The sequence below is a fragment of the Streptococcus sp. OH4692_COT-348 genome, assembly GCF_003859975.1.
Classification (GTDB): domain Bacteria; phylum Bacillota; class Bacilli; order Lactobacillales; family Streptococcaceae; genus Streptococcus.
On the sequence record NZ_RQZB01000020.1, the window covers coordinates 76887 to 89394 of the forward strand.

Sequence of the window (12508 nt, forward strand, 5' to 3'; positions counted from 1 at the left end):
TTTAACCACACAAAAATCAGGATGAAGATAAGCTTCATCCTGATTTATTTTTTACAGTAGGTATAAAAAGGCTAGCGTCAAAAGACTTGCTAGTAGCCCCACTCCCCAAAAGAAGAAATCAACCTTCCACTCGCTCCAAGGATTTCCTTTACCAGACAATCCTCCAAGCTCAAAATGGTGATGCACAGGAGTCATACGGAAAATACGTTTACCACCTGTCAGTTTGAAATAACTGACTTGCATCATAACTGAAGTTGTTTCAAAGACATAAACAATTCCAATAATCAAGAGAGTCCATTCTTGGTGGAGGGCCATCGAGATAGCTGCCAACATTCCACCTAGGGCCAAACTTCCCACATCTCCCATAAAGACCTTAGCAGGCTTATGGTTAAAGACAAAGAAACCAAGCAAACCACCAATCATGGCAAAAATCACTAGAAGGATATCCATTTGACCTTGCACATAGGCAATAACTCCATAAGCAGACAAGCTAATCACAACGGAAATACTCGCTAAACCGTCAATACCATCTGTCAAGTTCACTGCGTTTGAAAAACCGACTAGCCAGAAAAGAGCGAAGATAATATAGAAAATCCCTAGATGCACTTGGTAACCAAAGACAGAGAGCATATCGCCCCCACGCTCATAAAAAAGGTAGAAAATGACGCCACCTAGCAGCTGAAGAGCCAATTTCTGTTTGGGATTAAGGCCCTCATTGATTTTACGGAAGACCTTGAGGAAGTCATCTAAAAAACCAACCAAGCCATACAAGACCAAAATAAACAAAATCATACCAACGTTGTTGGTCAATTGTTTTGAAAAAAGAGCGACGAGGAAACTCACCACAACTGCAACAACGAGGAAAACAAGTCCCCCCATGGTTGGAGTTCCAGCTTTTGCCTGATGCTGCTTGACATCCTCATGCATCTGCTGGCCAGTAATCTGGGCTTTTCGATAAAATTGGATAAAGGCTGGAATACCAATAACTGTTAATAAAAAGCTAAGAATTCCAGCACTAATGGAACTAATCATGTTAATCTCCTAAAGTTACTTTCAAATTTTTAATATCTTTGATGGCAGTATTGGCACGAACACTCTGTTTTTGAACCGTTTTACCTGTACCATCCCACTCTATTTCAATGTTCAACCATTTGACAAATGCTTGAACATTTTCCTGTGTCCATCCATACATATCCGGCATTTCTTCAAGCTTATCAGATAGGATTAAGATTTGCTGATTGGCTTCCAAATTATTCCCTTCAGAAACAGAACTATCTTTAATCTTAGTTCCTGTTCCAATAACGATTGGTTGAACAAGGTTACGTCGTAATTCCTCTGCTAAATCACCCGGCGTGTAATCCTTAGTTGCAGGCATTGCATAACTTGTAGTCTTACTAAACTGCTCCAAATTCTTAGCAGTTGACTGAAGATTGAGTGATTCTTTCATGGCTGAGGCTCTTTCAAGAATTGGATTGGCAAACTCTCCAAGTTGAATACCTGAATAATGCTCAGGTTGTTGAACAGTCACATAGAGGATAAAGTCAGGATTCTCCGCTGGGTGCATGGAAACAGCTGAGAAAATGTAGTTTGTTGAACCTGTAAGATACCCACCATTTTTCTCATCCGCAATCTGCGCAGTCCCTGATTTAAGGGCCACATTCTGACCTGGAACATTGACAGTTGCCTTGCCTGTACTGTGGTTATACATGGTTCCATATGTAGGGTCTGTCCCAACCATAACCATGTGGTCACGCGTGACTGATGCCGCTTCTTTCGATACAGGATTCCCGACTATTTCCTTTTGAGACTTACGGATAGACTGGTCATTTGGATCATAAAGGGCACTGATAAATTTTGGTTCCAACATAACCCCATCGTTGGCAATGGCTGTAAAAGCACGTAGCATCTGGGTCTGCGTTACAGAAATCCCCTGACCAAATGCACTCATGGCAATATTAACAATATTATCTGCAGGCAATTGACCTGAATACTCATCAGTCAGACCAAAACGCGTCGGCACCCCAAACTTAAAGCGATTTAGATAATCGAGCCAAGTCGCATCTCCCATTTTCTGCTCGAGCAAGGTCATCCCGATATTACTAGAGTGGGCAAAACCTTGAGAAAAGGTCATCGTTCCACCACTCGTCAAACCTTCGTTAACGTCCCAATCTCGAATGGTTGCATCTGCCAGTTTCAACTCGCTACTGTTAAAGTATTCTCCACCAGGGAAAGTCTTATTATCAATAGCTGCTGCCAACATCATCACCTTCATGGTTGATCCTGGCTCATAGTTACTCTGATAGAGGATATCGCGCCAAACAAAGTCTTTAGTGATACCATCCTTAGTGTCTGCATTAAAGGTAGGTCTTTGAGTAGTAGCGAGGATTTCACCTGTCTTAGCACTGACCAAGGTAGCTGTCATGTACTTGCCTTTTACCTTTTCTTGAAAGGCATCCATCTGTGTTTCCATGAAGGACTGCAAGGGACTTGAAAGAGTGGTATAAACATCCTTCCCGTCTACAGTTTGTTGAGAAGCTTTCTCTGTACCTGGTACAATATTTCCCAGACGATCTTTTTCGTAAGTGATAATTCCATCTGTTCCCGCAAGGATTCTATTTAGAGAACTCTCTAAACCAGATGTCCCTAATAAACTCTTGCTACCATCTTCATTTTCATGAAGTTGTGCTAGACCAATAAATGATGAAGCAAACTGACCATTCGGATAACTGCGGTTAGGACTAGTTGTAAAATCAACCCCCTCCACACCAGCAGTCTTGAGGTCATTTTTAATAGCCATCATATTGGCATAAGTAATACCATTTCCTTTTGTACCAAACGATACCTGTTTCAGATTGGGCTGAGCAAGTTGTTCTGTCACATAGGACTCATCCATCTCCAGGTATTTATGAAAAATTTCTGCAACTTTACTAAATTTTGAATCTTCTACATAAAGAACTTTCCCAGTAGCCGACTTGTAGGTCTTGTCAATAACAGCATACACATTGTAAGAAGTCGCATCTTCTGCTATTGGCGTTCCATTTCGATCATAGATGGTTCCTCGTTTCGCCGGAATGGTCTTCGTTGTCTGGTGAACCTTCTTAGCCTCTTTGACCAAGTCTTTACCAAATTTACTACCCGTTCCAATAATGACCGCAAAGTTGACCAAAAAGACAGCGAAGAGTACGACTGCCAATAAACTTAGGCTCTTCCCTACTCTTCGGCGATTTTCTTCTGGTGATTTACGATTGCGAACGGCAAAACGGATAATTTTTTCTTTCAATTGTTTCATATCTTACTCCGCTGTTCGGATATTTTCGTTATTCAACTGCAAATCCTTCGAGTTTGCAATTTCTTTCAAACGTTCTGAACGAATCAATTCATTAACCTCTTGCTTGGCATCATCTAGTTCTGTCTTCTTTTCTTCTATCTGAGCATTAACCTTGGTCAATTCATTCTGAACTTGTAATAGCTTTGTCTGCATAAACACAACGCTAATCGCTAAAACAATTGTAGTCAAAGCAATCGAAAGATAAAATGCCTTCTCTACTCGTGAAAATCTCTTAAACTTGGTTTGCAGCGACTGGCTTGTTTTTTCGATTCTTTCTACCATCTTTTCCCCTCTTACTTGTGAATTTTTCTGGCCACGCGCAACTTAGCTGAATGCGAGCGGTTATTAGCTTCTAATTCTTCTGCACTTGGCAAGATTGGCTTACGGGACACCAATTCCATCTTTGGCTTGAGAACATCTGGGATGAAAGGCAAACCTTTGGGAACTTCAACCGTTGAAGCTTCCTTAAACAACTGCTTGGTCAAGCGGTCTTCCAAGGAATGAAAGGTAATCACTGAAATTCTACCATCTAGAGCCAACATCTCCATAGCCTGCTGGATGGACTCATCTGCCGCTCCCAGTTCATCATTGACTTCAATTCGAATAGCCTGGAAAATCTGCTTGGCAGGATGGCCCTTCTTCTTGAGTTCCTTGGCAGGTTTGGCCGACTTGATAATTTCTGCCAGCTCAGTCGTTGTCTCGATTGGCTTGACTTCACGTGCTTGTTCAATCTTACGCGCAATCTGTTTAGAGAATTTATCCTCACCATACTTGAAGAAAATACGAACCAAGTCATGATAGTCATAGTGGTTCACCACTTCATAGGCTGTCAGACTAGCATCCTGATTCATGCGCATATCCAGTGGCGCGTCCTTTTTATAAGAAAAACCACGCTCACGCTGGTCCAATTGAGGACTAGACACTCCCAAGTCATAACAAATTCCATCAATTTCCTGAACACCAGCTTCGCGCAAACGTGCCTGTAAATGACGGAAGTTATCCTTGATAAAAGTCACCATCCCCTTCTCAATGTAGGGAGCCAAGCGTTTTTGCGCATTATTAATGGCATTCTGGTCCTGGTCAAAGGCATAGAGATGGCCTTTTTCACTTAATTTACTTAATAAATATTCGCTATGGCCTGCTCCACCCAAAGTCGCATCAACGTAGATACCGTCAGGCTTTACGTCGAGCATATCAATCGTTTCATGGAGTAAGACCGTTACATGATGAAATTCTTTTGTCATATCTTATCTATTTTACCACAAATCTGACTAGCTTGCACTAGTCAGACAAATAGGTCAAAAAAAGTAAGATTTCTTTAAGAAATATGTCAAATATGCTTGACATCTATTTCATAGAAGAATATAATATAGTCAAATATATACGACATAAATCAGAAAGGAGAACAGATGAATCGTGTGAAAGAATTTCGCAAGGAACTAGGCATTTCCCAGTTCGAACTCGCCAAGGATATCGGTGTCTCGAGACAAACCATCAATATGATTGAAAACGACAAGTACAATCCAACCCTGGAACTCTGTCTCAATCTCGCCCGCAGTCTCCAAACTGACCTCAACAGTCTCTTTTGGGAGGATAACTTTTAAAAAAGGAGCAAACTCATGAAAAAAGAAACCTTCACGGAAAAACTTATCAAACGCACATACGGTATTTCTGGTCCCCTTGACGAATACAAACGGCGTGAGGCCGATCGTATTGGGAACCAAGTCTTTATCATCCTCTTTTATCTGATGATTTTCGGAAATCTTATTCCACTCCTTCTGGCCTATAAATACCCTCAAGAAGTGGCTCTAATCTATCCTCCTCTGATTTTAGTGATTGCCCTCATCGCTGCTGGCTATGTCACCTACCAAATGAAAAAAACAGGGATTACAGCTATTGATCCAGATATGCTGAGCGAGAAAGAAAGTAAGCAACTATACTATCCAGGTCTTAAAGCAGGTTTGTTCTTTGGTCTATGGATGTTTTTTATAACTCCTCTTCTCAGTATACTCATAGGTGAAGGTCAGGACTATTTTCATTCTCTCCTCACTATAAGAAATGGTGTATCAAGCATTCTCGGTTCTATTTTCTTCGGAGCGAGTATACAGTTCCTCATTTCCCGTCGCATTGCAAAAACTAAAAAAGAGCAAGATGAGGATTAGGAGGTGCCCTATGAAATCACTAGTAACTTTACTTACCTATCATCTTTTGTTTGCTTCACTGCTCATCTTCATCATCGTTTCAGGGAACTTGCCAATCAGAGAGATATTCCTCGTGCTAGTCTTTATTCCAGCACTTAACAAAGGACTGACTTATCTAAAGATTGACTCCCCAAAAACACGCATACTCAACTTAGCACTATACTTTATAATTCTATCTTTTCCACAACTGATGCTCATCTCAAGCGATTGGAAATATTATTTACTGCTGACTATCGCTAGCCTTTCTTCTATCACTTATCTTTATTATCTCTATCAATTCGTTAAAGAAGTCAATCAAAAACCGCTCATTTAGGAGGTTGCTAACATGAAAAAAGAAGACTTAACTACTCGCCTACTTCGAAATCTCTTTCACATTCAAGGCCCTTTTGATGAATGCCGACAAGAGATTATTTACAAGGCTTGTGCCCGTTCCATGGTCCAAATCGTTTATTCTTCCTTCTTCCTCTTCTTGTTTTATCTGTTATTTGGACGCTTCATAGAAGCCGTTCGCTATGCCATGCCCTACGTTTACTCTGGACTCATTTTTTTCATTACTTTAAAAACCCAAAGAGCCGTCAAAGACCTTCATTTTGAAAAAGATGACAAGTCAGAAATCATCCTCAAAACCTACAGCAAAGACCAAATCAAATTTCGGAGTTGGATTGTGTTTATCGGTATTCAGATTGGTCTCTTTACCTTACTCATCTTTCATAAGGTCTTCGTTCAACAGATGTCCCTTTTAGATTTTGTGAAGTTGCTCCTGCAATTCGATAAAAGTGTTCCATTGCTGATGTATGGCCTGATTATCGGTAGCATTTTTGGAACCCTGACCTACGGATTTCTATCACTTCAGGAGGAGAAAACTCCTAAAAACACCAAACAGAAGGAGAAAAGCAATCAATGACTTCACTATACGATTTTTCAGTCTTGAATCAAGACCATCAAGAAACTCTACTAGAGACCTATCGTGGTAAGGTTCTCTTGGTTGTCAACACTGCTACTGGATGTGGTTTAACGCCCCAGTACCAAGGACTTCAAGAACTCTATGATCGCTATCAAGAACAAGGTTTTGAGATTTTAGACTTCCCTTGCAATCAGTTTATGGGACAAGCACCAGGTAACGCAGAAGAAATCAACGCCTTCTGTAGCCTACACTATCAAACCACCTTCCCACGTTTTGCCAAAATCAAGGTCAACGGTAAGGAGGCAGATCCCCTCTATGTTTGGTTGAAAGACCAGAAATCTGGTCCACTAGGAAAACGAATCGAATGGAATTTCGCTAAGTTTCTCATCGGTCGAGATGGGCAAGTCTTTGAACGCTTCTCTTCCAAAACAGACCCACAACAAATTGAAGAGGCCATACGAAAATTACTCTGATTTTTTGAATACATCCTTTCATTTAGTTTAATTTTTGAAAGGATGTATTTTTTCTTTAAAAAGCAAATGAATTTCTTTAAGTTAGATTGATTTTCTTACATTTCTCTATTGCATTTCTTGGAATAATTTAGTATATTTGTTATATTAAGGATTTTGGGTCATTTTAAAGATTAAGATGGCAATTTAAATTTTTTTATCTTAAGATGAAAGCGCTTAAATAGGAGGAAGATTATACTCAAACTATTGCACAAATTAACTATCATTAAAGAAAATCGTTTCCAAGTCATACTTGGGCTCAGACAGTAGCTGACTGTCTTTATTCAAACTAGGAGTACATTATGAATCGATACCTTTTTGAAAAAGGGCAAACTTTTAGCATCAGAAAATTAACCGTTGGTGTTGCTTCGGTTATGGTTGGTCTCGCTTTTTTTGCATCTGGAACAGCACTAGCTGACGAAGCAAAAATTGAAGCTACAAGTTCTCAACCAAACGTAGAAAAATTGGCCGAGGCTGAAAAAACTAAACCAGAAATCAAAAATGAAAGTCCTGTAATCTCTACACCTCAAAAGTCACAGCAAGCAGAGAAAACTGTTAAACCAGCAGAAGAAAAATCTGTAGCAGATACTAAGACTACGACTACTGACTTACTTCCTGAAGAAATCCACGATCAAGCTTATCCTGATACGCCCGTAAAAAACATAGATACTTCAGCAATCGTAGACAAGAAGGATAGCCCTAAAGTTGAGACAGAAAGCATTCTAAAAAACAAGGAAGAACTTCCAAAAGAAGTTGAAAATGGTAATCGTGCGATTATCAACGGTGGTCTAGATTTGAAGCACGTCCCTTATGAGGGACAACCTGCTACTGCTGCTAGTATGATTTACACTATTTACAATGGTGGTTCTCAACGCTATATCGTGTCTGGTTCTGGTATTTTTGTAGCACCAAATGTCATCTTGACTGTCGCTCACAACTTTTTAGAATCAGACCGTGATACAAAAGAAGGACATATTCGAGGTGGAGATTCTGCTAAGTTTTACTATAACCTCGGTTCCAATTCTGCTGTTCGCAATTCTCAACCTGTAACGGGTAATACTACTCTTTTCAAAGAAGAAGATATTCATTTTTGGAACAAGAAAGAATTTGGAAAAGGATATCAAAATGACTTGGCTGCTGTTGTAGCACCTGTTCCTCTTCAAATCGCTAGTCCAAATAAAGCTGCTACCTTTGTTCCCTTGGCAGAAAACAAAACATATCAACCAGGAGATCCTGTTAGCACGATTGGATATCCGACTGATTCAAGCTCACCTGAGCTCAAAAAACCAATTGTAGCTGGTCAACTTTACAAGGCTGATGGTGTCGTGAAATCTGTTGATAATTATGATAATAAAGGTTCAAAAGGCATCACCTATCATATGACTTCTGTTTCAGGTCTTTCAGGTGCTGGCATTATCAACGGTGATGGTAAAGTAGTCGGTGTTCACCAACATGGCACAATCGAAAACGGCATCCCTGACAAAGACCGTTTCGGTGGTGGGATCGTCCTCTCACCTGAGCAAGTCAAATGGGTAAAAGATATTATCGCAAAATATGGTATCAAAGGTTGGTACCAAGGTGATAACGGGAAACGATATTACTTTACTCCTGAAGGAGAAATGTTCAGAAATAAAACTGCTGTTATTGGTGAAAATCAATATTCTTTCGATGAAAATGGTGTTGCGACACTCATTAAAGGAATCGATTACGGACGTGTAGTGGTTCAACACGTAGATGAAACTGGTAATCCAATCAAAACTGATGATACTTTCGTTGAAAAGACTGAAGTTGGAACAGCTTTTGACTATGACTTCAAAAAAGAAATCGCTAAGACCGACTTCTATACAAAAAATCAAGAGAAATACCAGATTGTCTCTATTGATGGTGTCGAAATCAACAAGCAACTCAAAGATGAGTGGACTTACAACGTCGTCAGCAAAACAGCTCCAGGAACACGGGTCATCAAGGTGGTTTATAAAGTGAATAAAGGTTTATTTGCCATTCATTATCGTTTGAAAGACTCAGAGCAAGAATTAGCAGATGTTGTTACTGATAATAATGACGGAAAAGAATATGATGTTTCCTTTGTAAACACTTTTGAAGCAAAAGAAATCGCAGGCTACCGCGCAATCACTCCACGCTTAGAAGCCAGCATCCAGCACAAGGGTGTGAATTATGTCGTCTTTGAATACGAAAAAATCTCTGATAACTCTAATCCAACTTCGAATGTTTTACCTGCTGCTCATCCAGAAGATAAAGAAACAGAAATCGGAAATCACGGCCCCCTTCCAAGCAAGGCTCAACTTGATTATCACAAGGAAGAATTAGCTGCCTTCATCCACTATGGTATGAATACTTATACTAATTCTGAATGGGGACATGGAAATGAGGATCCTAAAAACTTCAATCCAACTAACTTAGATACAGATCAATGGATCCGCACTCTAAAGGAAACCGGTTTCAAACGAACTATTATGGTTGTCAAACACCACGATGGTTTCGTTATTTACCCATCTAAATATACAAATCATACCGTAGCTGCAAGCCCATGGAAAGATGGAAAAGGTGACCTTCTAGAAGAAATCTCTAAATCGGCTACTAAATACGATATGAACATGGGTGTTTACCTATCACCATGGGATGTTAATAGCCCTAAATATAAGGTAGCTACTCAAAAAGAATACAACGAATACTACCTCAATCAACTAAAAGAAATCCTTGGTAATCCAAAATACGGTAATAAGGGTAAATTTATCGAAGTCTGGATGGATGGAGCACGCGGTAGCGGTGCCCAAAAAGTAACCTATACTTTTGATGAGTGGTTCAAATACATCAAGGAAGCTGAAGGAGATATCGCTATCTTCTCTGCCGAACCAACAAGTGTCCGTTGGATTGGAAATGAGCGTGGTATCGCCGGTGACCCTGTATGGCATAAGGTCAAGAAAGCAAACATCACCGAAAATGTTAAGAACGAATACCTTAACCACGGTGACCCTGACGGAGATATGTACTCTGTAGGGGAAGCAGATGTTTCCATCCGCTCTGGCTGGTTCTACCACGATAACCAGCAACCAAAATCCCTCAAAGAATTGATGGATATCTACTTCAAGTCTGTTGGTCGTGGAACGCCACTTCTTCTCAACATTCCACCAAACAAAGAAGGTAAATTCGCAGATGCTGACGTGGCTCGCTTGAAAGAATTCAAAGCGACTCTAGATCAAATGTATGCGACTGACTTTGCCAAAGGAGCAACTGTAACAGCAAGTTCTACTCGTCAGAACCATCTCTACAAAGAAAGCCACCTTACAGACGGTAAAGATGATACTAGCTGGGCACTTTCAAATGATGCTACAACTGGTAGTTTCACAGTTGATTTAGGACAAAAGAGACGTTTTGACGTCGTAGAACTCAAGGAAGATATTGCCAAAGGACAACGTATTTCTGGATTCAAGATTGAAGTCGAAATCAACGGACGTTGGGTTCCATATGGTGAAGGTTCAACCGTAGGCTATCGTCGTTTGATCCAGGGTCAACCTGTAGAAGCACAAAAAATCCGAGTTACGATTACTGGCTCACAAGCCACACCAATCCTAACCAACTTCTCAGTCTATAAAACTCCGAGCACTATCGAAAAGAATGATGGATATCCTCTTGGACTAGAATACCACTCAAATACAACGGCTGACAAGGAAGGTACAACTTGGTACAATGAATCGGAAGGTATCCGCGGTACTTCTATGTGGACCAACAAGAAAGACGCCAAAGTCACCTATCGTTTCACAGGAACCAAGGCTTACATCGTATCAACAGTAGATCCAAGCCATGGTGAAATGTCTGTATTCGTGGATGGTCAAAAAGTCGCAGATGTACAAACAAAGAACAGTAGCCGTAAACGTAGCCAAAAAGTTTACGAAACTGGTGATTTAGCACCTGGAGAACACACTATTACTCTCGTTAACAAAACAGGTGAGCCAATTGCTACAGAAGGAATCTACACTCTAAACAATAACAGCAAGGGTATGTTTGAGCTTGAAGCAACTTCTTACGATGTCGAAAAAGGAAAACCTGTTACTGTTACAATTAAGCGTGTTGGCGGAAGCAAGGGAGCTGCTACCGTTCGCTTCATTACGGAACCTGGAACAGGAGTTCACGGTAAGGTTTACCAAGATACAACTCAAGATGTGACCTTTGCAGATGGTGAAACAGAGAAAACTGTTACCATTCCAACTATCGACTTCACCGAACAAGCTGACTCAATCTTTGACTTCAAAGCAAAACTCACTTCTGCGTCTGATGGTGCCCTACTCGGTTTTGCTACCGACGCAACTATTCGAGTAATGAAGGCTGATTTATTGAAGAAAGATCAGACAAATTATGACGACCAGGCTAGCCAATTAGATTACAGTCCTGGCTGGAGACACGAAACCAACTCTTCTGGCAAATACCAAAACACTGAATCATGGGTATCATTTAGATATCTGACAGAGGATCAAAAGAAGAAGACAACTGTGACTGCTTATTTCTATGGTACAGGATTAGAAATCAAAGGATTTGTTGACCCAGGTCATGGTGTCTATAAAGTATTCCTTGACGGTAAGGAAGTCACCTATCAAGATGGAATGGGAAATGCATCCACTATTGATGGCAAGAAATACTTTAGCGGTCATGCCGCTAACCGTCAAGGTGATCAGACTCTAGTCAGCCTAAAAGGACTTGATGAAAACTTGCACGCAGTAACTCTCCAACTAGACCCTGACAAGAATGATTTGACTAAAAATATTGGTATGCAAGTGGATCAATTCATTACAAAAGGCGACGGAAGCGAGCTATACAGCAAAGCAGAAATCCTTCAATCTATCTCTAAATGGAAAGAAGACTTGTCTAATTTTGATCCTGCTGGATTGAAAGATACTGCAACTGCACGCCAAGCATTTAAGTCTAATCTTGATAAACTCACTGCACAATTAAGTTCTGATACGGTAAATGTACAAGATGTGATGTCGACAGTCACTGCTTTGCAAGACATTCTTAGCAAAGACGAAAATTACCAAAAACCTGAAGACGAAACAAGCCCAGAACAACCAGTTGAACCAAAACAACCTGAACAGCCTGAAATCAATTATGATAAGGCTATGGCTAGCTTGACTGAAGCTATCGAGAAAAAAGTGGCTGAACTTGGTACTAACAATGATGCTAAGAAGAAATTAGTTGAAATTACTGATAAAGCAATTGCAGCTATCCAAGAAGCGAAGACTCAAGAAGACGTCAACAAAGCCCTCAACAACGCTCTTGAACAAATCAAGCAATTGCAACCTAGCCAACCAGAACAACCAGTTGAACCAAAACAGCCTGAAATCAATTATGATAAGGCCATGGCTAGCCTGACTGAAGCTATCGAGAAAAAAGTGGCTGAACTCGGTACTAACAACGATGCTAAGAAGAAATTAGTTGAAATTACTGATAAAGCAATCGCAGCTATCCAAGAAGCGAAGACTCAAGAAGACGTCAATAAAGCCCTCAACAACGCTCTTGAACAAATCAAGCAATTGCAACCTAGCCAACCAGA

Annotated in this window: 10 protein-coding genes; 6 read left to right on the top strand and 4 right to left on the bottom strand. The window is 40.4% G+C overall.

The genetic code is table 11. The features are described from left to right. Positions 1-51: 51 nt before the first annotated feature. From mraY to rsmH, 4 genes are read right to left on the bottom strand one after another with little or no spacing between them, the layout of a single operon-like run. Positions 52-1032, bottom strand: coding sequence for a phospho-N-acetylmuramoyl-pentapeptide-transferase (gene mraY, locus EII37_RS10055; RefSeq protein ID WP_124788474.1), 981 nt, complete (start codon positions 1030-1032; stop codon positions 52-54). Position 1033: 1 nt separating this feature from the next. Further along, a complete protein-coding gene (pbp2X, locus tag EII37_RS10060; protein ID WP_124788475.1) occupies positions 1034-3289 on the bottom strand; it encodes a penicillin-binding protein PBP2X in 2256 nt (751 codons plus the stop codon). A 3-nt stretch (positions 3290-3292) separates the two neighbouring features. Continuing rightward, positions 3293-3610, bottom strand: a complete 318-nt coding sequence (gene ftsL, locus EII37_RS10065) for a cell division protein FtsL (RefSeq protein WP_124788476.1) — start codon at positions 3608-3610, stop codon at positions 3293-3295. Between the two features lie 11 nt (positions 3611-3621). Continuing rightward, complete coding sequence (gene rsmH / locus EII37_RS10070) at positions 3622-4572, bottom strand: 16S rRNA (cytosine(1402)-N(4))-methyltransferase RsmH (RefSeq protein ID WP_124788477.1); 951 nt, start codon at positions 4570-4572, stop codon at positions 3622-3624. Positions 4573-4737: 165 nt separating this feature from the next. On the opposite strand from rsmH, the gene EII37_RS10075 reads away from it, so the two are divergent. The 6 genes from EII37_RS10075 to EII37_RS10100 form a co-directional block, all read left to right on the top strand. Beyond that, on the top strand, positions 4738-4932 hold the full coding sequence (locus EII37_RS10075) for a helix-turn-helix transcriptional regulator (protein WP_124788478.1): 195 nt from the start codon (positions 4738-4740) through the stop codon (positions 4930-4932). A gap of 15 nt (positions 4933-4947) precedes the next feature. After that, the gene (locus EII37_RS10080; RefSeq protein ID WP_084925887.1) at positions 4948-5490 is read left to right on the top strand and encodes a DUF3278 domain-containing protein; all 543 of its coding nucleotides are present in this window, start codon (positions 4948-4950) and stop codon (positions 5488-5490) included. Positions 5491-5500: 10 nt separating this feature from the next. After that, entirely contained in the window at positions 5501-5842 is a 342-nt protein-coding gene (locus tag EII37_RS10085; protein ID WP_124788479.1) for a hypothetical protein, read from the top strand. Positions 5843-5854: 12 nt separating this feature from the next. Continuing rightward, the gene (locus tag EII37_RS10090) at positions 5855-6433 is read left to right on the top strand and encodes a DUF3278 domain-containing protein (RefSeq protein ID WP_124788480.1); all 579 of its coding nucleotides are present in this window, start codon (positions 5855-5857) and stop codon (positions 6431-6433) included. After that, positions 6430-6906 (top strand): glutathione peroxidase, encoded by a 477-nt coding sequence (locus tag EII37_RS10095; protein ID WP_124788481.1) that lies wholly within the window; start codon positions 6430-6432, stop codon positions 6904-6906. Before EII37_RS10090 ends, EII37_RS10095 begins: the two co-directional genes overlap by 4 nt. 338 nt (positions 6907-7244) lie before the next feature. Continuing rightward, positions 7245-12508, top strand: a 5264-nt coding sequence (locus tag EII37_RS10100) for an alpha-L-fucosidase (RefSeq protein WP_260424864.1), incomplete at its 3' end; no start/stop codon positions are given.